Source organism: Rhodobacter sp. NTK016B (genome assembly GCF_017303295.1).
Taxonomy (GTDB): domain Bacteria; phylum Pseudomonadota; class Alphaproteobacteria; order Rhodobacterales; family Rhodobacteraceae; genus Pararhodobacter.
On record NZ_JAFKOK010000015.1, the window covers coordinates 75893 to 99295 of the forward strand.

Below are 23403 nucleotides of genomic sequence, written 5' to 3' on the forward strand. Positions count from 1 at the left end.
GTTTCGCCGATGCCCAATTTCGCCGCGTTCCCGCGCGGGGCTGCGCAACACGGGGGCGGGGCGCCTTGGGGCAAGACGGGATCGTTGCAATTTGATCAAATAATTGCTCAAGTGAGTCTTATCGGCACAGTTCGCAAGACGGGGAACCATGGGTCTGGCAACATTGATCGTGATTAACGGGCGGGTCCTGACCATGGACGATACCCAACCACGCGCCGAGGCCGTTGCGCTTCAGTCAGAGCGCATCCTTGCCCTGGGCGACAATGCCACGATCCAGGAGTTGGCCGGGCCGGGCTGCCGGATCATCGACGCGCAGGGCGCCACCGTGCTGCCCGGCTTCATCGAAAGCCACCTGCATCTGTTCATGGGCGGCAACGAGCTGGCGCATTTGCAATTGCTGGGTGTGCATGGACCCGAGGCGCTGGCCAAGGCGCTGAAAGACTATGCCGCCGCTCATCCCGATGCGCCGATGCTGCTGGGGCAGGGCTGCGATTACGGCATCTATGACCGCTCGCTTACCCGTCAGGACATCGACGCGATCATCGCCGACCGGCCCGTCCTGTTCACGGCGCCCGACCACCACACCGCCTGGGCCAATACCAAGGCGCTGGAATTGGCGGGCATCCTGCACGGTCGCGACTTGCCCACCGGCAACGAGATCGTCATGGCCGAGGATGGCACGGCGACGGGCGAGCTGCGCGAGTTCAAGGCGTTCGAGCCGGTGCTTCAGCTGACCGGGCAGGACCGCATCAATGCGGGCATCGCCACCGGGGAAGAGCCCGTGCCGCTGCCCACGCATGACGAGCTTTTGGCCGATCTCGAACCGATGGAACGCGGGCTCCAGTATTGCGCGCGCCACGGCTTTACGTCGCTCGTGAACATGGACGGGAACCGCTACACGCTGCTGGTTCTGTCCGAACTGCGCCGTCAGGGGCGTCTGACCGCCCGCGTGCGCGTGCCCTTCCACTATCGCCCGCATCGCGAGGTCGCGGATCTGGCGGGCGCAACCACGTTGTCGGCCGAGTTCAACGACGACTGGCTGGCCTCGGGCTTTGTCAAGCTGTTCATGGACGGCGTGATCGACAGCGAAACGGCAGTCTGTCTGGAGGATTACCCCGAGACGCCCGGCTGGAAGGGCGATCCGCTGCACAGCGCCGAGCGGTTTTCCGAGATCGCCATCGAAGCCGACCGCCGCGGACTGCAGATTGCCGTTCACGCCATCGGCGACGGCGCGGTGCGGCGCGTGCTCGATGGCTATGAGGCCGCGCGCAAGGCCAACGGTCCGCGCGATTCCCGCCACCGGATCGAGCATATCGAGCTTATTCACCGCGATGACGTGCCCCGGCTGGCCGAACTGGGCGTCGTCGCCTCGATCCAGCCCTCGCACCCGCCCGGCAGTCTGGATTTTCCGATCTTCCCGACCATGGACAAGATCCCGCGCCATCGTTGGAAAGACGCCTATCTGGCGCGTGACCTTGCCGATGCGGGCGCGCATCTGACCTTTGCCTCGGACTGGCCGGTCGCCGACATCAACCCGCTGCGCTCGATTCAGGCGGCGATCACCCGCCCGGTCTATGACGAAGGCGCAACCGACCAGTCCGTCACGCTGATGGAGGCGCTCAAAGCCTATACGATCGGTGGGGCGTGGACCGAGCATGCCGAGGACCGCAAGGGCATGCTCAAACCCGGCTATCTGGGCGATCTGGTCATCCTGTCGGGCGATATCGAAACGACCGAGCCTGAGCGTATCGGTGCCATGAACGTCGCCACGACCATTTGCGGCGGTCGCGTCGTCTGGGAGGCCGCATGAGCGTCGAGATCGAAATCACCGGATTGGGCAAGATCTTCGGTCAGGGCGCGGCTGCGTTTCGCGCGCTGTCGGACATCAATCTGAGCATTGGCACCGGGGAATTCTTTACCCTTCTGGGCCCCTCGGGCTGCGGCAAGACCACGCTTCTGCGCGTCATCGCCGGGTTCGAGTCGCCCAGCATGGGCAGCCTGAAGATCAACGGCGACGAGGTCGCGGCAAAGGGGCCGAATGCGCGGCCCGTCAACACCGTGTTCCAGAACTACGCGCTGTTTCCGCATATGAGCGTGGCGCAGAATATTGGCTTTGGTCTTAAGATGCTGGGGAAACCCAAGGCCGAGATCGACAGCACCGTGGCCGAGATGCTGCGTCTGGTGCGGATGGAGGCGATGGCGGATCGCAAACCCTCGGAGATCTCGGGCGGCCAGCAACAGCGCGTGGCGCTGGCCCGCGCGCTGGCGCCGCGCCCGCGCGTGTTGTTGCTTGACGAGCCGCTCAGCGCGCTGGACCTGAAGCTGCGCAAGGAGATGCAGAGCGAGCTCAAACGCCTGCAGGGCGAGACGGGGATCACATTCGTCTTCGTCACGCATGATCAGGAAGAGGCGCTGACGATGTCCGACCGCATCGCGGTGATGAGCGCCGGGCGCATCCTGCAATGCGGCACACCGCACGACATCTACCACGCACCGACCGACCGCTTCGTTGCGGATTTCATCGGCGACACCAATTTCCTGACCGTGCCCGTTGCGGCGCTCGACGATCAGGGTGCGACGGTCACGCTGCCCGGCGGCGCGCAGGCCGCGGCGCGGCTGCCCGAGGGAATGCGCCCCGTCACCGGCGAAGAGGTCACCGCCGTGATCCGCCCTGAACAGGCGACACTGGCCGAGCCGGGCGCGGGCGATATGGATGGCGTGGTCGAGACCAGCACCTTCTTTGGCACCGATACCCATATCCATCTGAAACTGGCGGATGGTCAGGGCTTCGTGCTGCGGCGTCAGAACACCGCCGATCTGGCCGCGCCCGATCCCGGCAGCACGCTGGGCATCGCGCTGGGCGCGGGCACGCTGCGCATCCTGAAGGACTGACGCCATGGCAACGCCCCCCGACAGCGCAACAGGACCCGAACCCGACCCGCAAAAGGAAAGCCACGGCTGGAAATGGCTGCTCAGCACGCCCGCGCTTCTGGTGCTTCTGGTCGCGGCATCGGGTCCGCTGATGATCGTCGCCGTGTATTCCTTCCTTAGCCCGGGCAATGTCGGCGGGGTGGAATGGGATTTCTCGGGCGACGGCTGGTTTCGCGTCTTCTTTTCGCGCGACATTTTCGACCCCGAGAATGTCAGCTGGAACTGGGCCAATCTCAACGTCTTCTGGCGCACGATCTCGCTGTCTTTGCAGACCACGCTGATCTGCGCGGTGCTGGGCTTTCCCACCGCGTGGTTCATCGCCACCCGTCCGCCCGAGCGGCGCGCGCTGTGGCTGTTCCTGATCACCATCCCGTTCTGGACCAACCTGTTGATCCGCACCTTTGCCATTCAGGAGCTTTTGCGCGGCAATGGCCTGATAAATACGATTCTGGTGGCGACCGGCATCGTTGATGAGCCGCTGCAATTGCTGTTCTCGAATTTCGCCATCCTCTTGGGCATGGCCTATGTCTTTCTGCCGCTGATGGTGCTGCCGCTCTACGCGGCGATGGACAAGCTGGACTTCCGGCTGGTCGAGGCGGGATACGACCTTTACGCCAGCCGCGTCCGCGTGCTGTGGCATGTCATCCTGCCGCTGGTGAAACCGGGCTTCGTCGCAGGCTCGATCCTTGTCTTCATCCCGTCGATCGGCGCCTATGTCACGCCGCGCGTGCTGGGCGGCGGGCGCACGATGATGCTGGGCAACCTGATCGCGCTGCAATTCGGGCAAGGGCGCAACTGGCCGCTGGGCGCGGCGCTGGCGATGGTGCTTCTGATCATCGTGATGGCGGCGCTGGTCTTCTACCTGCGCGCCGTGAACGGAGAGGAGGGCAAGCGCCGTGGCTAAATCCTATGACGTGCGTCGCCTGCCGGGCTTTGGCGCCATCGCCGTTCTGACCTTCATCCTGCTCTACCTTCCGATCCTCGTTCTGGTGGTGTTCAGCTTCAATGCCGGCCCGTCGCAATCGGAGTGGGACGGGTTTTCGCTGCAATGGTACGTCGCGGCTTTCGGCAATCAGCAGGTGCAGGACGTCTCGATCCGCTCGCTCTGGCTTGCCGCCGTGGCGGCGGGCATGGCGACCGCGCTGGCGGTGCCGGCGGCGCTGGCCACCACCCGCGTCAGCCGCTTTCCGGGGCAGACGATGATCTACGCGTTGATCAACCAGCCGCTCATGGTGCCCGAGATCGTCACTGGTATCGCGCTGCTGATCGTCGTCGCCTGGGTCAAGGTGAATACCGGCTATTCGGGCATGGCCTATCTGGTGCTGGCGCATACCGCCTTTTGCATCCCCTTCGCCTATCTGCCGATCCGGGCGCGGCTGGAAACGCTGGATCCGACGCTCGAGACCGCCGCCGCCGACCTTTATGCCAATCCGTGGCAGGCTTTTCGCTACATCACCCTGCCGCTGCTGGTGCCGGGGATCGCGGCCGGATTCATGTTGGGATTCGTGATTTCCCTCGATACCGTGGTGATCACCGAATTCGTCAAATCGGCCGGGCAGGACACGTTGCCCACCTACATGCTTGGCCAGTTGCGCCGCGTCATCACGCCCGAGATGAACGCCATCGCGACCCTGTTTCTGGCGCTGTCGCTGCTGTTCGTGACGGCGTTCTTCCTGATCACCCGTAAACGCGGGTGATCCAATAAAACCAACCAACTGGGAGCCAACACATGAAAAAGACACTGGTATCGACGCTGGCGCTGCTGGCCTCGGCGGGCATCGCCCATGCCGACGGCGTCCTCAACATCTATAACTGGGGCAACTACACCAGCCCCGAGATGATCGAGCAATTCACCGCCGACACCGGGATCGAGGTCACGATCACCGATTTTGACAGCAACGAGACCGCACTCGCCCGCGTGCGTCAGGGCGGCCACGGCTTCGACATTGTCGTGCCGACGCATAGCTACGTGCCGATCTGGATCGAAGAGGGGCTGCTGCAGCCGCTCGACCCTGAGATCGTCACCGATCGCGGCAATATCGCGCCGCAATGGGTCGATGTCGATTTCGATCCGGGCCGTGAATACACCGTGCCGTGGCAATGGGGCACGACCGGGATCGCCGTGAATACCTCGGTCTATGACGGCGACATCAACACCGCCGACATCATCTTCAACCCGCCCGAGGCGCTCGATGGTCGCATCAACGTCATCCCCGAAATGTCGGACGTGATGGCCATCGCCATCTATGCGGCGGGCGGCGACGATGTGTGCACCGATGACATGGACGTGCTGCGCGCGACCCGCGACATGCTGATGGAGGCCAAGCCGCACTGGCTGTCGCTCGATTACGGCACGATCGACAACTACGTCGCCGGCGACATTCTGGCCGGGGTTTACTGGAACGGGGCGACGATGCGCGCGCGCCTGCAGAACCCGGACGTGGCCTACGGCTATCCGGCGACCGGTTATCCTGTCTGGATGGACAACGCCGCGGTGTTGGCCGATGCCGAGAATGTCGAAAACGCGATGATCTTCATCAACTACATCCTGCAGCCCGAACACGCGGCCATGCTGTCGGATTTCGCCCGCTACGGCAACGGCATCGCCGGGTCCGAGGAATTCATGGACCCGGAAATGGCCGCCGCGCCCGAGATCTCGATCCCTGAGGAACTCGTCTCGGCCGGTCGCTTCAACCCGACCTGCCCGCAGGAGGTTCAGGATATCCGCACCCAGATCTGGACCGAGCTTCTGCAATAACGCCTGGATCAGGCAAAACGGGAAACGGGGGCCGCTGGGCCCCCGTTTTCATGCGTCACGCCAGCGCTGCGACCGGCCCGCGCAGCAGCGCCAGCAGCGCGCCGAAATACCCGTCCGAGCGCGCGGGCCGCGTCGGGTCCGAGGTGATCGCCACCGCCAGCCCCGAGCGCGGCAGCGCCGCTATGATCTGCCCGCCATAGCCACGCGCCAAGACCCAGCCGTCCTCGGTCAGGAACCAGCCATAGCCGTAGTCCAGCCCCGAATAGGGCGAACGGGTGCGCGGCAGGCGGCTTGCCGTGACCCAGTCACCGGGTATGACCTGTTCACCGCCCCAGCGTCCGCCATCGCGCATCGTCACGGCCAACCGCAGCATTGCGCGCGGGGTGAGGCCCATCTCGTTGCCGCCGAAGTAATAGCCCTGCGGATCGGTCAGCCAGTCGGGAATGTCGATCCCCAGCGGATCGCCCAGACGCGCGCGCGCCAGATCGCGCAGGCTTGTGCCGGTGGCCTCGGTCAGCGCGGCGCCCAGCACATGCGTGGTGCCGGTGGAATAGATCATCCGCCCGCCATTCTCGGCGATGCGCGGCTGGCGCAGAACGTAGCCCACCCAGTCGGACGAATTGACCCATGCGCCGTAATCCGCGCCCGAGGTCCCCTGAAGGCCCATCCGCAGCGTCACCAGATCGCGCATCGTCAGGTCGCGCACGCCCTCGGTCGCGTCGTCGGGGATGAGGCGGGGCGCCACCTCGTCCAGTGTCGCGTCGATCGACGCGATCTCGCCCCGCGCAAGCGCCGTTCCCAGCAGCAGCGCCAGCAGGCTTTTCGAGCAGGACTTGATGTTCGCGACCTGATCGAGCCCCCGGTCGCGCGGGGCCTCGGCCACGACCAGATCGCCGCCGCGCTGCACCATGATGGTGTGAAGCTGGTCCATGGCGCGGGCTTCTGCGGCCACCTCTTCGGCGGCGGATTGCGCGCGCAAGAGCGCGGGCGCGGCCAGCGGCACGGCCAGTCCGGTCAGCGCAAGGGCAGCAAAGCGGCGGCGCGTCAGGGGCATGGGATCCTCGGAATCTGTCGTCTTCCGGGACAGATAGCGGCCCGTGCGAACGAGCGGCAGCACCCCTCACGCCGACGTGACGGACAGGGGCTGCACAGCGCCGTGATCGCCGGTTCTAGCGCCGCGCCGCCTGTTTGGCGTGCTCGAAATAATCCGCCAGCCGCGTGGCGTGAAAGCGGGCCTGTTCAACGGCCTCGTCGGGCGTGAGCCGCGTGAAATCCAGCGCATCGCCGGGCCTGAGCTGTGCGAAACCGTCCAGATCGTCATCGAGCAGCGTGGCGATCTTGGGATAGCCGCCGGTCGTCTGGTGATCGGCCATCAGCACCGTCGCCACGCCGTCGCCCGCCACCTGAATCGAGCCGCGCAGGATCGGCTCGGACGGGATCTGCAAGGCGTCGCCCAGTTCCAGCGCCGGGCCTTTCAGCCGCACGCCCATCCGGTCGCCCTGCGGCGTGACATGCCACGGCCCCCGCAGCAGCGTTTCCAGCGCCTCGGGCCGGAAGCAGCGCATCTGCGGGCCGGGTACGACATGCAGATGCGCGCGCGGACGGGCTGTGACCGGCAGGGGCATGCGACGGTCCGGCACAAGCGCCGTGTCACGCACGCGGATTGTGCTGCCGGTCGTCACCATGCCGCCGCCCAGCCCCGAGGCCGCGATGGTCGAGGCACTGCCCAGCCAGAGCGGCGCCTCCAGATCGCCCGCAAAGGCCAGATAGGCCCACGCGCCCCAATGGCCGCGCCGCACCACCAGCCGCTGCCCGGCGCGGATCGTCAGAACGCTCCACGGCGCCACCGGCTGGCCGTCGAGCTCGATCACGAAGCCGCCCCCGGTGATGGCCAGACTGACCGCACCCTCGGTGCAATCGAGCGTCAGTCCGCCCAGCGACACCTCGATCACCGGCGCGCCCTCGGGCTTGTTCAGGGCGATATTGGCCAGCGCGAGCGAGCGGCGGTCCATCGCGCCCGACGCCGGAACGCCAAAGCGCAGATGCCCCGGGCGGCCCGAATCCTGCAGGCTGATCAGGGGACCGGCGAAAGCCACCGAAAAGTGCGCCTCAGCCATCGTCGTGCTCCGTCTGGCGGGAATAGTCGTCAAGCGTCAGCCGCGTGAAGCGAACCCGGTCGCCCACATCGAAGAGGAACGGCGCGGCCTCGTCTCCGGTCAGGATCCTCGCGGGCGAGCGTCCCAGCCGCCACCAGCCGGTGGGCATGGTCAGCGTGGTCACAAGGCATTGCGCCCCCGCAATGATGACCGAGCCATCGGGCACGCCCCGCACCGGCGCGGTCTTGCGGTCAAGCCGCAAGGCCTTGGGGAGCTCCGCCAGATAGGCATAGCCCGGCGCGAAGCCATACATTGTCACGCGGTACTCGGCCCCCAGATGCGCGGCGATTACGGCGTCAGCGCTCAGCCCGGTCAGGCGTGCGACCTCATCCAGATCGGGGGCTAGGGGGGCTTCGTAGCAGACACCGACCTTGTGCGTCCGGGGCTTGGCGCTGAGCGCGCGCGGGCGGTGCAACAGCCTCTCGACATGCGCGCGGATCGTCGCGTGATCGCTCACGCGCGGGTCGAAATCGACCAGCAGGTTGACGATGGCCGGCACCCATTCACGCAGGCCGGGGCAGGGGGCCTGCGACAGCGCGGCATCGAGCGCCAGCACGGCCTCATGCGCGGCCTCATCCTGCGTTTCAGCGAATTCAACCAGCAGCGCGTGATCGGCCACGGGCGTGAAACGGGGGAAGCTGTCTGTCACAGGAAGCTCGCGATCTCGACGTTTCGCGATTCAAGGGCGGTGCGGATCTCGCGCGCCATCGCCACCGCGCCGGGGCTGTCGCCATGCACGCAAACCGACTGTGCCTTAAGCGGGATGGGATCGCCGCCTACCACCGACATCCGCCCGCTTTCCAGGAAACCCAGCAAGCGTTCCGCCGCCGCGCCCGCATCGTGGATCATCGCGCCGGGCTGGCTGCGCGGGACAAGACGGCCATTCGGCAGATAGCCGCGATCCGCGAAAATCTCGGAAAACACGGTCAGCCCTGCCGCGCGCCCCGCCTCTTCCAGCTCGGTTCCAGAAATCGCCAGCAGGGCCAGATCGCCGGGCTGAGCCTTGATCGCCGCGACGATGGCATCGGCCATCGCGCGGTTGTCCATCGACACATTCGACAGCGCACCATGCGGCTTGACGTAGTGGATGTGGGCCCCGGCCATAGCGGCCACGCCCGCCAGCGCGCCGATCTGCGCCGCCACCATGCGCCCGGCCGCGGCCGGGGACATCGGGATGACACGGCGCCCGAAGCCTTCGCGGTCGGCATAGCCCGGATGCGCGCCGATGACCACGCCGCGCTCGGCAGCAAGCCTGAGCGTGGAGAACATCGTCTCGGGATCGCTGGCATGGCCACCGCAGGCGATATTGGCCGATGTGACGATATCCAGCATCGCCCCGTCGTCGCCCATGCTCCACGGGCCGTAGCTTTCGCCCAGATCCGAATTCAGGTCGATCTTCATGGCCCCTCCGCGCTGCGCGCGCCAAGCCAACCCCGGCGCGCCCATAAGGTCAAGCCCTTAGAACGCCAGCACTTTCAGGCCCATCCACAGGCCCATGGCCAGCATCATCACGCTTTCGGTCAGCGACACGAAGCCAAGCGGCACGTTCGACGAGCCGCCCACGCAGGCGCATTTCAGCTCACGCTTGTCGATATAGACCGCCTTGAACACGCTGACCGCGCCGATCCCGCCGATGAGGATGGCGACGGGCGAGGCCAGCCAGATCAGCGCGCCCGCCGTCATCAGGATCCCGGCCCCCGCTTCGAGGAACGGATAGACATAGCCATAGCGCACCCAGCGTTTGGCCAGCAGGTCGTAGTTCAGGAACATGGTCGAGAATTGTTCGACATCCTGCAGCTTCTGGATCGCCAGCACGACCATCGACAGCGAGATGAACCATTCAAACGCCCGCAGCGTGAAGGGCGTGCCGTATTGGTGCAGCGACAGGCCCAGCGCCAGAAGCGCGGTGCAGGCAAAAATGGCGATCACCGGCTGGTACGAGGTATCGCTTTGCTCTTCCTTGGGCGGGTCCTTGTGAAAGAATACCCGCAGATCGTCATAGCCGCCGATCCGGTCGCCGGCGATGAAGGTCTGCGGCGTGGTTTCGACGCCGTGCTTCTCCATGAAGGCATCGGTTTCGGCGCGGGTCTTCAGGTGGTGGTCTTCGACCTCGTACCCTTCACGTTCGAGCAAGTCCTTGGATTTCAAGCCGAAGGGGCAGGTATGCTCGGGCATGACCATGCGGTAGAGCACGGCCTGCTTGGCGGATTGGGTGGTGTCGCGTGGCATCGCGGCCTCCGTTTCTCGTGGCGTTCGTTGCAGATGCGTCTGCAGGGATAACGGGGCTCCAGCGCTGGAAGGTTCCACATCAGAGAGCAAATAAATCCCGATATATCTTGAAAGCCGATATATCGGGATTTATTTCTCGGCCATGAAAGCCCCGACCGATTCGTCCGATGCCTGCCCCGTGAGCCGCCGCAAAACGCGACGGTTGTTCGATTATGGCGAGCTTCGGCTGCTTATCCTGTCGATGATCGCCGAGCGTCCGAGGCATGGGTATCAGATCATCAAGGCCATCGAGGATCGCTTTCACCGCAGCTACAGCCCCAGCCCCGGCGTGGTCTATCCCGCGCTGAGCTGGCTCGAAGAGCAGGGCTTCGTCGCCGTGTCGGCGGGCGAGGGGGGGCGCAAGCTGTCCACCATCACCCCGCAGGGCCGCGCGGCCCTTGCTGCCAATGCGGCCCTGATCGCCGATCTCAAGACCCGCAAGCCCCTTGGCCGCCACGGGCTTCCGGTCGAGGTCGAAGACGCCATGGACGCCATCAAGGCCGCCTTGCGCAAAGAATTCTCCGCCAGCCCGACGCCAGAGCGGATCACCGCCATCGCCGCCAAGCTTCACGCCGCGGCCGAGAGCCTTAACGACGTGTCGTGAGCGTCGCCTCTCTACAGGATCCGGACATGGAACAAGTTGCCGAACAAATCATCACCCGCCACCGCCACGAGCTGAAGCGCCGCGAGCTGACCGTGACCTCGGTCGAACGGCTGACCCCGCACATGCTGCGCCTCACCTTCACCGGCGAGGATCTGGCCGATTTCACCAGCCTTGCGCCCGACGACCACATCAAACTTCTGCTGCCGGGCGACGGCGACAAGCCCGAGATGCGCGACTACACGCCCCGCAGCTTCGACATCGCGCGGCGCGAATTGGTGGTGGATTTCGCCATCCACGACGCCGGTCCCGCCACCGCCTGGGCGCTGGACGCCAAGAACGGCGATACGCTGATGGTCGGCGGGCCGCGCGGCTCGGCGGTCGTGGCGCCGATCTTCGACTGGTGGATGCTCATCGCAGACGAGACCGGGCTGCCCGCCATGGGCCGCTGGGTCGAGGAACTGCCCGAAGGCACGCAGGCGATTACGCTGGGCGCGGTGCCCGGCGCCGAGGATCAGCAGGACTGGACCACCAAGGCAAGCCACGAGGCCCATTGGGTACACCGCCCGGTCGCTCAGGCCGCCGATTCCGCTCCGCTTCTGGATGCCGCGCAAGAACTCGCCCTGCCCGAAGGCCGGGGCTTCATCTGGATCGCCGCCGAAGCCAAGGTCGCCCGCGCGCTGCGTGACCATTTTGAAAGCCGGGGGCACCCGCGCACGCAGATCAAGGCCGCCGGTTATTGGATCATGGGGCAGGCCGACAGCTCGGACAAAGCGCTCGACTGAGGCACCGGCTTAAACCGTCTCACCGCGCGACATCCGGTCAAGAAAGGCCTCGGCCTCGTTCAGCACCGTCGCGCGGTGGTCCTCGTCCATCCGCTCCCATGTGCGGTACATCTGCGCCATCCGCGGATTGCCCTCGAACCGCTCGCGGTGGCGGATCAGGAACGCCCAGTAGAGCAGGTTGAACGGACAGGCCTTGTCGCCCGTCTTCGCCTTCACGCTGTAATGGCAGTCGCCGCAATAATCCGACATCCGGTCGATGTAATTGCCGCTCGACACATAGGGTTTCGATCCGACGATCCCGCCATCGGCGAACTGGCTCATGCCCACCGTATTGGGCGCCTCGACCCATTCGAACGCATCGAGATAGACGCTCAGATACCAGTCATGCACCTCAGCCGGGTTGATCCCGGCAATCAGCGCGAAGTTCCCGGTAATCATCAGCCGCTGAATGTGATGCGCATAGGCCTCGTCGCGGGTCTGGGCGACGGCGAGGTGCAGGCAGTTCATTCGCGTCTGGGCGCCCCAATAGAGCGGTGGCAGCTTGCGTTGGTGGTTCAGCTGATTGCGGCGCGGGTAATCCGGCCCCTCGCGGAAATAGATCCCGCGCATGAATTCGCGCCAGCCGAGGATCTGCCGGATGAACCCCTCGACCGCATTGAGCGGTGCATGCCCATCGCGATAGGCCTGTTCGACGCGTTTGCAGACCTCCAGCGGGTCCAGCAGGCCGATATTCAGATAGGCCGAGATCAGCGCGTGATAGAGGAAGCGGTTGCCCGCCAGCATCGCGTCCTGATAATCGCCGAACGACGGCAACGAGTGTTTCACGAAGTGATCCAGCACCTTACCGGCCTGTTCCGCATCGGTGGCGAAACCGAACGGCTCCAGCGTACCGAAATTCTCGCCGAACCGCTCGCTCACGAGATCCAGCACCGGCTGCACCGTGTCGTCGGGTGCGAACCAGAGGGGCTTCGGGGCGAACAGGTCGTCCGAGGCGGGCTTGCGGTTTTCATGGTCGTAGTTCCACTGACCGCCCTCGGGCTGGTCGCCGTCCATCAACAGGCCCGTCTTGCGCCGCATCTCGCGGTAGAAATACTCCATCCGCAGCGCCTTGCGCCCCTCGGCCCAGTCGTCAAACGTCTTGTGGCTGGCGATGAAGCGGTCGTCTTCCAGCAGCGTCAGATCCAGTGGCACATCATCCAGCGCCTCGATCAGCCGCCACTCGCCGGGCCGCGTGGCGATCACCTCGGACGCGCCGTGCTGATCCGCGCGCCGCAGCAACTCGCCGGGGATCGACCCCGCATTGTCCATATCGTCCAGCCGGGTGTAATCGACCGTCCATCCATCAGCACGCAACGCCTCAGCGAATTTGCGCATTGCGGCGAAGATAAGCGCGATCTTCTTGGGGTGATGGGGGACATAGCCCGCCTCGTCGGCCACCTCGGCCATGACCACCCGGTCGCGGGCTTTGTCCGCCGCCTTCAGCGCCGCGACCGAGGGCGTCAGCTGGTCGCCCAGCACCAGAACCAGCCTCACCACGCCACCGCCTTGCCCGCCCAGTCGAAGAACCCGCCATTATCGGCAGGCCCCAGCTCCTCCAGAACCGAAAGCAGGTTCGCCGCTGCCTGATCCGGCGTGACCTTGCGGTGGCCGGGATAGCCGGCCGTGAACGCGGTTTCGACCGTGCCGGGATGCAGCGCCACGACCACGGCCTCCTTGCGCTTGCGGGCGATCTCGATAGCGGCGGTATGCACGATCTGGTTGGCTGCGGCCTTGGACGCGCGATAGGCGTACCAGCCGCCCATTGCGTTGTCGCCGATCGAACCCACCCGCGCGGTCAGAACGCCGACCTTGCAAGGGCCCTTGGCCAGCAGCCGCGGCAGGGCGCGCAGCAGCAGCGCCGGGCCGATCGCATTGACCGCCATCACCCGCGCCATGACATCGGCGTCGATCTCGGAAAGCGATTTCTCGGGCCGCGCCCCCTCGGGGGCGAGAATGCCGCTGGCCACGATCACCGTGTCGAAACCCGGCTCCAGCGCGCCCAGCACCCGCTCGACAGACGCCGCGTCGGTGACGTCCAGCCCGTCATCGCGCCGCGACAGGCCAGTGACAGAGACGCCGCGCGCGTCCAGCGCGCGCCCCAGTGCCGCGCCGATCCCGCCCGAGGCGCCAATGATCAGGGCTTTTTCCATCCCCCACAGGATAGCGCGGACCGATCAACCGCCAAGGCCGCGCGCGCGCATCTTTAATCCTCAAATATCCTCGGGGGTGAATGGGCCGCAGGCCCAGAGGGGGCAGACAGCCCCCTCACACCGGCACCCGGCTCTTACGGCGTCAGCCGCATCAGGCGACCGGGATCGCCGTCCTCGATCAGCCAGACCGCGCCGTCTGGCGCCACCGCCACGTCACGGATCCGCGTGCCCATGTCGAAGCGCTCGGCCTCGTCGGGCTGGCCCTGATCGTCGATCTCGACCCGCACCAGCGCCATCCCCGCCAGCGCGCCGATCAGCGCCGAGCCTTCCCAGTCGGGGAACATCGCACCGGTATAGAAGGACAGGCCCGATGGCGCGATGACCGGCGTCCAGTAGAGCGGCGGCGCGATGAATTCAGGCCGCGTGTCGTGGTTGGGGATTGCCGAGCCGTCGTAATTCGTCCCTTCCGAGACATCCGACCAGCCGTAATTTCCGCCCGGCTCGATGCGGTTGAACTCGTCGCCGCCGCGCGGTCCCATCTCGTGCTCCCACAGCACGCCGTCGGGGGCAAAGGCCAGCCCGTAAGGGTTGCGGTGCCCGGTCGACCATGTGAGCGACTGCACCGGCCCTTCGCCCGCCCACGGATTGTCCACCGGTGCCGAGCCGTCGAGATTGAGCCGCAGGATTTTGCCGCGCGCCATTGCCGGGTCCTGCGCGGTCTCGGATTCCGTGCGCTCGCCCACGGTCAGGAAAATATGCTCGCCCGCCGGGTCGAAGGCGATGATCGCGCCGGGATGCCCGCCGCCGCCGCCGCCATCGGGCTGGCGCCAGATCTCGGTCAGATCCGACAGCCGGGCCGATCCGCCGCTTTGCCGCAGCACCGCGCGGGCCAGCACGATCTGGCTCCCATCCTCGCCGGGGGCGTTATAGGTCAGATAGACCACGCCGCTATCGGCATAATCGGGCGCGGGGGCGATATCGTGCAGGCCCAGCTGCCCGGAAACCTGCACGCGCGGCACATTCGCGACCTCGGTCTTCCGGCCCTCGGGCGTGACGAGGAACAACCGCCCGTCATGCTCGGTCACCAGAAGGCGCCCCTCGGGCAACACGGCGACGGCCCACGGGGCCTCGAAATCGGCGATCTCGGTCACCGTGAAGGGCAGGTCGGGCAAAGCGGGGCGGTCGCCTGCATTGATCCCCTGCGCGACGGCGGCGATCGTGGCAATCCCGGCTCCGGCGCCGAGCAGAGAGGCAACGAGGGTCAGGCGCGATGGCATAGTCATCTCCAAGGTCAGGGCGTTCGGGCTGAACGGATGCGTCTGGCGCGCTTAATCTAATTCGCGACGGCGCGAATACCACCGCCCGGGGCACGCGCCCACGCGCCTGTGACCCCGCGCCGCAGGCGTCGCGACCGGTGCGAGCGCGCGGCCGATGCGTGCTGGGACAAATTTCTCACAGCGCGCAAAGCTCTGGCGCAAATGCGTAACCGGCATGGCCCCCGGGTGCGGATATGGTATTTGCCGACCCACAGCGAGGCAAAGCCCAGCCAGATCCCCCATTCGATCAGGAGGTTTTGGATGCCCCGACTGTCCCCCCAATCTTGTCCCGTGCCCCTCACTCTGCCCGTCACGGTTCCCGGCCTGAAGGCCCTGCTTCTGTCCGCCGTTTCGGTGTCCGGCCTGATGGCTGCGCCCGCCGTTGCGCAGACCTCGCCGCTGGTGCAGTTTCTGGGCACCATCGTGCTCGACCCCGCCTTTGCCCGCGCCCGCGACCCCGAAGGCACGGCGGCCGATCGCGGCAACAGCCATTACGTCGCCGATGCCGAGCTTGAACGCGCGCGGACGGGCGATCTGCGCGATCTGTTTTCCGGCATCGCCTCGGTTTCGGTCGGGGGCGCCATTCCGATTGCGCAGAAGATCTTCGTCAACGGCATCGACATGCTCAACCTTGCCGTGGTGATGGACGGCGTGTCACAGAACAACCGGCTGTTCCACCATATCTCGGCCAATGCGTTTGATCCCGGACTGTTGCGCTTCGTGCGCGTCGATGCGGGCGCGGCACCTGCCGATCTGGGGCCCCACGCGATGGCGGGCGCGGTGGTGATGGAAACCGTGGACCCGGTCGATTTCCTCGACCCCGATGCCCGGTTCGGCGGGGATGTTCGGCTGTCTTTCGACAGTAACGGCCAGACCTGGGGCCGCGCGGCGACGCTGGCGGGGCGGATGGGCGCGCTGGAATGGCTGGCCTATGCCCGCCGCGCCACGGGCGACGATTACCGCGACGGGGCCGGCGATCTGGTCGCGGGCAGCGCGGCGGCGCTCGATACCGGGTTGGTGAAACTGGCGTTCCACGGCGATAACGGCCACCGGTTCGAACTCTCGGCCCAGAGCATGGAAGACAACGCGCTGCGTCCCTACCGGGCCAATATTGGCAGCGTCGGCCGCCCCGATCCGCTGCGCCTGTACGAAACCCGGCGGCGGACCTTTGCCTTCACCTATGAGAACACGCAGGCCTCGGGCTACTGGGATCCGCGTCTGACCCTTGGTCTGTCGGATGTGACGGTGGCGGTCGATCAACCCTTTGATCCGGCCCTGTCGCCCAGTCTGGGCGAGAACCGCACCTATTCGGGCAGTTTCCAGAACACCTTCCACCTGTCGCCCGACGACACCATCGTCGCGGGGATCGATTACTACGACCGCCGCAGCCAGTATTCCGACCGCGCGACGCGGCCCATCGTGGAATCGGCGCGCAACTGGGGCCTGTTCGCGCAGGCCCGGCTGGAACCCGGTCAGGCGTGGTCGCTTTCTTTCGGTGCGCGCTGGGACCGGCAGGATTTCGTCGGCACGAATGGCTGGGAAGAGAGCTTTTCGGGCCTCAGCAGCAATCTTTCGGTGTCGTATCAGGCAACGGATGCGCTGCGGCTGCGCGGCGGGATCTCGTCGGTCTTCGGCGGGGTGGCGCTTGAGGACAATTTTATCTTCAATCCGGGCTGGGATTACACCGGGATGCGCGCCTCGCGGGCCGATAACGTGACACTTGGTTTCGACTGGGAACAGCAATCGCTTCGGCTTGATGGCGAGGTCTTCATGACCCGCCTGAACGATGTGCGCCTGAGCAGCTATGCGGCCAACGCGACCGGGGATGCCGAAAGCCGGGGCTTCAATCTGGGCATGGGCTTTGGATGGGACAACGGCTTTCTGCGCGCAAGCTACGCCTATAGCCAGATCCGCGTGAACGGCGCGCCGACCGACAGTTACTCGGCGCTGGATCTGGGCGCGCCTCTGGGCGGCGTCATCGCGCTGGAGGCGCAGCACCGGCCATGGGGCGGCGATCTGGTGATCGGTGGCAGCGTCGAGGCGGCGCTGGCCTATGACGGTCTGGGTGTTGACTCGGATCAGAGCCTGCCGGGCTACACCGTGTTCAACCTGTTCATGGAATACGAGCCGCCCTCGATCCCCGGTATGGTTCTGCGCGCCGAAGTGAACAACGTCTTCGATACGCGCTATGCCGACCGCTCGACCTATGGCGGGGATTACGCTTCGGTCACGCCGCTTTACGAGCCGGGGCGCAGTTTCGCGCTGACCGCCTCGATGCGGTTCTGATCGGGGCGCGCGCGGGGCAGGGTGAGGCCTTGTTCCGCGCCCTTGGCCTTGGGGCGGAAACATGCTGAGAAGGTCCGTCCCAACGCACAAGGCCCGCCGATGTCCCGTCTCTCGCCGCTGCCCCGGATCATGGTCGCCCCGAACGGCGCGCGGCGCAGCAAGGAGGATCATCCGGCGCTGCCGGTTGCCATTGCCGAAACCGCCCGCTGTGCCGCCGCCTGCCACGCCGCCGGGGCGGGCGCGATCCATGCCCATCTGCGCGATGCGGACGGGCGGCATTGGCTGGATGCCGGTGCCTATGGGGAACTGATCGCCGAGATCGCACGCGTGGCACCCGACCTGCCGGTGCAGATCACCACCGAGGCTGCCGGGCGCTACGATCCCGCCGCGCAACGCGCGCTGTTGCGCGACATCCGGCCCGAGGGCGTCTCGATCGCGCTGACCGAGATGCTGGCCGACGGCGACCGAAAGGCCGCGCAGCGCGCCTATCATGCGCTGGCCGAGGCGGGCACCGCCGTGCAGCATATCCTCTATGATGCCGATCAGCTCGACTTGCTGGCGCGCGAACAGGCGGCGGGCACGATCCCGGCGGGCGATCTGCAGATGCTCTTCGTGCTGGGCCGCTATACGAAGGGCCAGCGCTCGGACCCCGCGATGCTGGACCCGTTCCTCGACCGGCTTGCCGCGTTGGGCCTGACCGGCGACTGGGCGCTTTGCGCCTTCGGCCCGACCGAGACCGCGTGTCTGGCCCACGGGCTGCGCCGGGGCGGCTGTGCGCGCGTGGGGTTCGAAAACAACCTGTGGATGGCCGATGGCAGCCTTGCCCCCGACAATGCCGCCCGTGTGGCCGAGATCGCGGCGCTGCTTTAGCCCGGCGCCTCCATCGCCGCGCAGGCGCGCCGTACCGCCGCCCGCAGCCAGCGATGCCGCGTCGAGCTGTCCGAGAGCGGGCTCCAGACCATGCGGATCTGCATCCGGCTGTCGAAGGGCGCCGGGATCGCCGTCAGCGCCGGGCTGAACATCTGGCCCAGCCGCGCGGGCGCGGTGAGCACCAGCTCGGACCCGGCCATGAGCCGCTCGACACCCCCGAAGGACGGCACCTGCAGCACCGGGTCGAACGCGATCCCCTGCCGTGCCAGATCGGCCTGCCAGAACGGGCTCCAGCCCTCGGCATAGACGATGCCCAGATGCTGTGCGGCGGCGAAGTGCTCCAGATCCAGCCCGTCGCGCGCCACCTCAGAGCCGGGATCGACGAAACAGGCGTAATGCTCGTCAAACAGCACCTCGCTGCGCAATTTCTCGCGCCCGGCCGGCATCGGCGTCAGGGCCAGATCGCAGTCACGCTCCAGCAGCATCCGGTGCGGCGCGAAATTCGCAGGGATCACCGAAACCCGCAAGAGCGGCGCTTCGGCCCGCAGAATCTGCAACAGCGGCGGCAGGATCAGGCAGCGTTCGTAGAAATTCGCGGCGATGGTGATCGTCGCGCCGTCGCGGGCGATATCCTCGGCCTCAGGCGCAATCGAGCGCATGGCGTCCAGAATCGGTCGCAATTGTCCGACGATATCGTCGCAGCGTGCCGTCGGGCTGAGCCCGCCGAGGCTACGGTGAAACAGCGGATCGTCCAGCGCGCGTCGCAATCGCTCGAGCGTATGGCTGGCGGTCGATTGCGCGATGCCGCTGCGCTCAGCCGCGAGCGACAGCGACCCGGCATCGTGGATCCGGCACAGAAGCGTGAGCGCTTTCAGGTCGAGTGACAGAATATCGAATTTCTGCATGTCCGTTATCGCTGGATTTCCTCTGGTCGATACGTGATCGCTCGAAACACGAGCCATGCCAAGGGAGGATGTTATGGTGGTTACGGCCAGGGAGCTGCCGGTGATCGACGATGTGGCGCTGGGCGCGATGTTCGACGACCCCTATCCGATCTACGAGCGCCTGCGGCGCGAGGCCCCGGTCGCGTGGATCAAGCCCGCCAACATCGCGCTGATCACCACCTTTGACGACATCATCGCCATCGAGAAGGACGACATCACCTTTCCCGCCAACGACCCGCGCAGCCTGATGTTCCGGTCGATGGGGCACACGCTGATGCGCCGCGACGGCGATGACCACATGACCGAGCGCCGCGCGCTGGTGAAAACCTTCAGCCCGCCGATGATCAAAAGCCACTGGGCGCCGAAATTCCAGCTCTTCGTCGATGAACAGATCGCGCATCTGCGCACCAAGAATGGCGGCGATCTGTTCCGCGACTATTGCGCCCCCATTGCCAGCCGCGCGCTGGCCGAGGTGATCGGTATCCCTGAAGTGTCGTGGCAGGACATGCTGTGGTGGAGTCAGGCGCTGATCGACGCCACCGGCAATTATGCCGATCTGCCCGAACCGTGGGAGCGCTGCGCACGCGCCAATGAGGGGATTGATGCGGCCATCGACCACCATGCCGAATACTGGCGGCGTGAGCCCAACCCCTCGGCCCTTTCGGCGATGCTGCAGGCGGGGTTCCCGATGGAAAAGATCCGCGCCAATATCAAGGTGGCCATCGGCGGCGGCATGAACGAGCCGCGCGACGCCATCGGCACGCTGACCGTGGCATTGTTGGAAAACCGCGATCAGCTGGCGGCATGGCGGGCCGATCCGGGGCTTCGGCGCAAGGCATTCGAGGAAGCGGTGCGCTGGGTCGCGCCCATCGGCATGTATCCCCGCAAGGTGGCGCGCGATACGGTTCTGTCGGATACGCTGCTGCCTGCGGGTACGGCGATCGGCCTCGTGGCCGGGTCGGCCTGCCGCGATGAAAGCAAGTTCGGTCCCGGCGCGGGCCGCTACGACCTGCATCGCCCGCAGGCGCCGCATCTGGCCTTCGGCTCGGGTCCGCATTTCTGCCTCGGGGCGTGGATGGCGCGGATGCTGGTGGGAGATATGGCGGTACCGGCGTTGTTCGAAAACCTGCCCAACCTGCGGCTCGACCCCGACCACCCGCCGCGCTGGGGCGGCTGGGTGTTCCGCGGGCCGCTATCGGTCCCCGCTCTGTGGGAGGCGTAACCGTGCCCGTCGGCCGATCCTGGCGTAGCGAGCATCCTCTGGCGGATGCTGCGCGAACCAGTCGACGATCATCGGCATGTTGCCTTCGAAGGCACCGGGCGCGAACACGTTGAGCACGCCCGCGCGCCGGTCGCTTCGGTTCTCGAAATCATGCACCACCCCCGCCGGGACGAACACGAAACTGACCGGCCCGGCATTGCGCCATTCGTCGCCGACAAGAAAACTCATCGTGCCGTCCGGAACGTAGGAAATCTCGTCCTCACGTGCGTGGGAATGCGTGCCGATCCCTTTGGTGTTTGGCTCCATCCGCCATTCCGAGATCGAGGACCGGTCCGGGGGCTCGTCGCCATCGGCTTTGAAACGGGCCTGAATGCGGCCCATGTCATAATCCCGGCCGTCGCCAGGCATCAGGAAAATCGGTGTTTTGCCTGTCTCTTGACCCATGTCCCGTCTCTCTGAACGCCCGTTGTCAGCCTGAGCCTAGGTGTTTGGGCGCGATCCATTCGACGGAATGGAAGGAAGCACTATGGGACAAGTTCGTCATGGCAGCGCCACGTACTGTTACCCGACAGGCGATTTGCATGGCAAATCCGCCGAGAGGGCGCGCAGGCTGTCGACTTGTGCCGCCACGCTCGAAGCGATGTCTTTCCGGAATGCCGAAAGTCGCCGGTCAGGGAATCCATTATCGAGCCCATGAATGGCCGCTTCGTCGAGGTCGGCGCGACAACAGTTGTTATTTGATTTGGGAATGCCTCAGTCGTTGGTTTCTCACTTTTTTCCGTCCGCCGACCCGTGGATCTGATCGTTACCGTGCTGTTTCAAATAGTCCGACGACGGACACCTCGATCTCATGGTCGGCGATTGACCAAAGCGATACCAAAGACGGCGAAAGCCCCTCCGGCGACATGGGCTGATGTCAGCCGTTCACCCAGCAGCGTCACGGCGAGCACAGCACCGAAAGCCGGCATCAGGTGCAGGAACTGACCCGCGCGTTCGGGCCCGATCTGGTCGAGCCCCCAGGACCAAAGCAGAAATCCCAGAAGCGATGCGCAAACAGCGATATAGCCAATAGCCGCGATGATCGGCGCGGTCATCGGAACGGGCTGAATGCCCTCAATGGCAAGAAGGGGCGCCATGACGCAGAGCCCGACGATGACGCTGGCCGTCAGTGTCACGTCCTGCGGCAAGCAGGCGGGTCGCCGGCGCAGCAACAGGGAATAGGCCGCCCAGACCAGGATCGCGCCCAGCATCCAGAGGGACCCTGCATCCGCGAAGCCGGCACGAATGTCGCCGCCGCCCGAGAGCACGATGATGCCTGCACCGACGGCCGAGATCGCAAGTCCGGCCAGCTGTTTCTTTCCCGGTCGGAACCCGTTCCAAATCGCGCCACCGATGACGGTGACGACCGGCGCGAGCGACAGGATGAGCAGGGCATTCACCGCCGGCGTCAGTGTCAGCGCCTGGTAGACCATGGTGTGGAACGCGGCGATGCCGGTCAGCCCCAGAAGGACGATCAAACGCCAATGCACCGCCAGTTCGGCGCGGCATCGCAACAGGCCGGGCAAGGCGAGAGGCAAGAGCAGGACCAGGCAGAGCGACCAGCGGATGACGTTCAACTCCAGAGGCGGGATCATTCCGCCAAGGGCGCGTCCGGCGATGAAGTTTCCGGACCAGAAGAATGCGGCGAAGGTCAGGGCCGTCATGGCCGGGATCGCACCGCGGTCGGGTGCCTCTGTCATTTGCATGGTCGTCTCCTCCTTTGCTGTGAGCGAGGAGACTGCATCGGATTGCTTGGGTCATGAGGCCTGTGTCCCGCAGCGCCCGCTTATTTCGGGCGACGTGGGGTCAAAAGTCCCGTTGACGTGCGGACAGAACCTGAACGATCGCTTCGGATCGGCTCCGCGCTCCGAGTTTTCCGAGAATGGCCGAGACCTGATTGCGCACCGTCTTTTCGGATTTTCCCAGCCGTGCCGCGATTTCCGAATTGCCCAGCCCCTCGGTCAGACATCCCAGCACGTCCCGCTCCGCCGGCGAAAGATCAAAGATCGCCTGGACCGGGCGGGACGCAATATCCGGTCTTGGCGCGCCGTTGCCCAGAAATGCGTTGATCTCGCGCCACATCTGTTCCCATGCGGGCTCCTGCTCCAACAGGACGTGGCTCGCGCTCTCCAAGGCAACGAAGGAAGCGCCGGGTATCGCTGCCGCCAGTTGCCGGCCCTGCTCGAACGGAATGCGCGCATCGTGGCGGCTGTGCATGACCAGCACCGGCAGCGCCAAACGCCGCGCCTCCTCAAGGACATCGATGCGGTGCAGAGCGTCCAGCGTCCGCGCGGCGACATCGGGCGAAGCGGACAGGCGTTGCAGGTCCTCCCACCAGCCGACCTGTTGCGCCGTTCCATTCGGGACGAAGAGCTGCGTGAACACATGCGAGAAGGCCGACCCTTGCTTGCCCCAGCCGAGCCGCATGAGGTTCGCCAGCGTCTCGGCCTCCATCCGCGTGGCCTCGTCCGTGCCGCGTGCCAGCAAACCCCGACCGTATCCGCCGATGAGGATGAGGCTGGAGACCCGGTTCGGATGACGCAAGGCATAGGCGATCGCAAGTGCGGCCCCTTGCGACATGCCCATGAGGACGAATGGTTCACTGATGGTGGATGCAACGGCCCACAGGTCCGCCAGCCATGCGTCGAACCCGATCTTGTCGACGTCACGATCGGACAGGCCGCAGCCGCGCAGATCATATCGGATCAGCCGGTTGCGCGCCGACAACCGGGACAGCCACGGGCGCCAGACCGGACTTTCGACATCCTTGGACACATGGCTCAGCCAATGCGCGGCCCGCAAAATGACCGGGCCATTGCCCATCCCGGCCACCGCAATGCGGGTGCCGTCGGCGGACGACACGAAGGAAATCTCCTGTCGCGGGAGGCGGTCAGCGTCGGTCATCTCACCAAGCATATCAGCATCGAACCGATCCTGTGATCTGGAATCTGGTGTGTGCCAGTGTCGTCGGCGGAGTGTGGAAAACTGTGGTATCCTCCGATCAGGAACTCGTCGGCGCCGCACAGCAATGGGTTGGC

The 23403-nt window shown here is 65.8% G+C and carries 22 protein-coding genes; 10 read left to right on the forward strand and 12 right to left on the reverse strand.

Annotated elements, in window-relative coordinates; all coding sequences use genetic code 11:
- Positions 1-148 precede the first annotated feature (148 nt).
- From JI664_RS18725 to JI664_RS18745, 5 genes are read left to right on the forward strand one after another with little or no spacing between them, the layout of a single operon-like run.
- Positions 149-1810 carry an amidohydrolase gene (locus tag JI664_RS18725; RefSeq protein ID WP_286174174.1) on the forward strand — a complete coding sequence of 554 codons (1662 nt, stop codon included), beginning with the start codon at positions 149-151 and terminating at the stop codon, positions 1808-1810.
- Positions 1807-2892: an ABC transporter ATP-binding protein gene (locus tag JI664_RS18730; protein WP_207015302.1), complete on the forward strand. Its 1086-nt coding sequence runs from the start codon at positions 1807-1809 to the stop codon at positions 2890-2892. Before JI664_RS18725 ends, JI664_RS18730 begins: the two co-directional genes overlap by 4 nt.
- 4 nt (positions 2893-2896) lie before the next feature.
- On the forward strand, positions 2897-3835 hold the full coding sequence (locus JI664_RS18735) for an ABC transporter permease (RefSeq protein ID WP_207015303.1): 939 nt from the start codon (positions 2897-2899) through the stop codon (positions 3833-3835).
- Positions 3828-4628: an ABC transporter permease gene (locus JI664_RS18740; RefSeq protein ID WP_207015304.1), complete on the forward strand. Its 801-nt coding sequence runs from the start codon at positions 3828-3830 to the stop codon at positions 4626-4628. Before JI664_RS18735 ends, JI664_RS18740 begins: the two co-directional genes overlap by 8 nt.
- Positions 4629-4660: 32 nt before the next feature.
- Entirely contained in the window at positions 4661-5689 is a 1029-nt protein-coding gene (locus JI664_RS18745; protein ID WP_207015305.1) for an extracellular solute-binding protein, read from the forward strand.
- A gap of 55 nt (positions 5690-5744) precedes the next feature.
- Here the strand turns inward: JI664_RS18745 and JI664_RS18750 are convergent, their stop codons facing one another.
- The 5 genes from JI664_RS18750 to JI664_RS18770 form a co-directional block, all read right to left on the reverse strand.
- The gene (locus JI664_RS18750) at positions 5745-6743 is read right to left on the reverse strand and encodes a serine hydrolase domain-containing protein (RefSeq protein ID WP_207015306.1); all 999 of its coding nucleotides are present in this window, start codon (positions 6741-6743) and stop codon (positions 5745-5747) included.
- Positions 6744-6858: 115 nt separating this feature from the next.
- On the reverse strand, positions 6859-7806 hold the full coding sequence (locus JI664_RS18755; RefSeq protein ID WP_207015307.1) for a biotin-dependent carboxyltransferase family protein: 948 nt from the start codon (positions 7804-7806) through the stop codon (positions 6859-6861).
- Positions 7799-8494, reverse strand: coding sequence for a 5-oxoprolinase subunit B family protein (locus JI664_RS18760; RefSeq protein WP_207015308.1), 696 nt, complete (start codon positions 8492-8494; stop codon positions 7799-7801). Before JI664_RS18760 ends, JI664_RS18755 begins: the two co-directional genes overlap by 8 nt.
- Positions 8491-9246: a LamB/YcsF family protein gene (locus JI664_RS18765; protein WP_207015309.1), complete on the reverse strand. Its 756-nt coding sequence runs from the start codon at positions 9244-9246 to the stop codon at positions 8491-8493. The genes JI664_RS18760 and JI664_RS18765 overlap by 4 nt, the downstream gene beginning before the upstream one ends.
- A 57-nt stretch (positions 9247-9303) precedes the next feature.
- Complete coding sequence (locus tag JI664_RS18770) at positions 9304-10074, reverse strand: glutaredoxin family protein (RefSeq protein ID WP_207015310.1); 771 nt, start codon at positions 10072-10074, stop codon at positions 9304-9306.
- Positions 10075-10216: 142 nt separating this feature from the next.
- Here JI664_RS18770 and JI664_RS18775 point away from each other — a divergent pair, with 142 nt between their 5' ends.
- Both JI664_RS18775 and JI664_RS18780 read left to right on the forward strand, forming a co-directional pair.
- Positions 10217-10717, forward strand: coding sequence for a PadR family transcriptional regulator (locus JI664_RS18775; protein ID WP_207015311.1), 501 nt, complete (start codon positions 10217-10219; stop codon positions 10715-10717).
- A 26-nt stretch (positions 10718-10743) separates the two neighbouring features.
- Positions 10744-11499, forward strand: coding sequence for a siderophore-interacting protein (locus JI664_RS18780; protein WP_207015312.1), 756 nt, complete (start codon positions 10744-10746; stop codon positions 11497-11499).
- 9 nt (positions 11500-11508) lie between these two features.
- On the opposite strand, the gene JI664_RS18785 is transcribed toward JI664_RS18780, so the two are convergent.
- From JI664_RS18785 to JI664_RS18795, 3 genes are all read right to left on the reverse strand, one after another.
- On the reverse strand, positions 11509-13035 hold the full coding sequence (locus JI664_RS18785) for a cryptochrome/photolyase family protein (protein ID WP_207015313.1): 1527 nt from the start codon (positions 13033-13035) through the stop codon (positions 11509-11511).
- A complete protein-coding gene (locus tag JI664_RS18790; RefSeq protein ID WP_207015314.1) occupies positions 13029-13688 on the reverse strand; it encodes an SDR family NAD(P)-dependent oxidoreductase in 660 nt (219 codons plus the stop codon). Before JI664_RS18790 ends, JI664_RS18785 begins: the two co-directional genes overlap by 7 nt.
- A gap of 134 nt (positions 13689-13822) precedes the next feature.
- A complete protein-coding gene (locus JI664_RS18795; RefSeq protein ID WP_207015315.1) occupies positions 13823-14965 on the reverse strand; it encodes a PQQ-dependent sugar dehydrogenase in 1143 nt (380 codons plus the stop codon).
- Between the two features lie 300 nt (positions 14966-15265).
- Between JI664_RS18795 and JI664_RS18800 the strand changes: the two genes are divergently transcribed.
- Positions 15266-17290 carry a TonB-dependent receptor plug domain-containing protein gene (locus tag JI664_RS18800; RefSeq protein ID WP_207015316.1) on the forward strand — a complete coding sequence of 675 codons (2025 nt, stop codon included), beginning with the start codon at positions 15266-15268 and terminating at the stop codon, positions 17288-17290.
- Positions 17291-17389: 99 nt separating this feature from the next.
- The gene (locus JI664_RS18805) at positions 17390-18160 is read left to right on the forward strand and encodes a 3-keto-5-aminohexanoate cleavage protein (RefSeq protein WP_207015317.1); all 771 of its coding nucleotides are present in this window, start codon (positions 17390-17392) and stop codon (positions 18158-18160) included.
- Here JI664_RS18805 and JI664_RS18810 read toward each other — a convergent pair.
- Entirely contained in the window at positions 18157-19065 is a 909-nt protein-coding gene (locus tag JI664_RS18810; protein ID WP_207015318.1) for a LysR family transcriptional regulator, read from the reverse strand. The genes JI664_RS18805 and JI664_RS18810 overlap by 4 nt on opposite strands.
- Positions 19066-19138: 73 nt before the next feature.
- Between JI664_RS18810 and JI664_RS18815 the strand changes: the two genes are divergently transcribed.
- On the forward strand, positions 19139-20326 hold the full coding sequence (locus tag JI664_RS18815) for a cytochrome P450 (protein ID WP_207015319.1): 1188 nt from the start codon (positions 19139-19141) through the stop codon (positions 20324-20326).
- Here the strand turns inward: JI664_RS18815 and JI664_RS18820 are convergent.
- The 3 genes from JI664_RS18820 to JI664_RS18830 all read right to left on the reverse strand — a co-directional run bounded on the left by JI664_RS18820 (position 20297) and on the right by JI664_RS18830 (position 23269).
- Positions 20297-20770 (reverse strand): cupin domain-containing protein, encoded by a 474-nt coding sequence (locus JI664_RS18820; RefSeq protein ID WP_207015320.1) that lies wholly within the window; start codon positions 20768-20770, stop codon positions 20297-20299. The genes JI664_RS18815 and JI664_RS18820 overlap by 30 nt on opposite strands.
- A gap of 404 nt (positions 20771-21174) precedes the next feature.
- On the reverse strand, positions 21175-22071 hold the full coding sequence (locus JI664_RS18825; protein ID WP_207015321.1) for a DMT family transporter: 897 nt from the start codon (positions 22069-22071) through the stop codon (positions 21175-21177).
- 100 nt (positions 22072-22171) lie between these two features.
- Entirely contained in the window at positions 22172-23269 is a 1098-nt protein-coding gene (locus tag JI664_RS18830; RefSeq protein WP_207015322.1) for an alpha/beta fold hydrolase, read from the reverse strand.
- Positions 23270-23403: the final 134 nt, after the last annotated feature.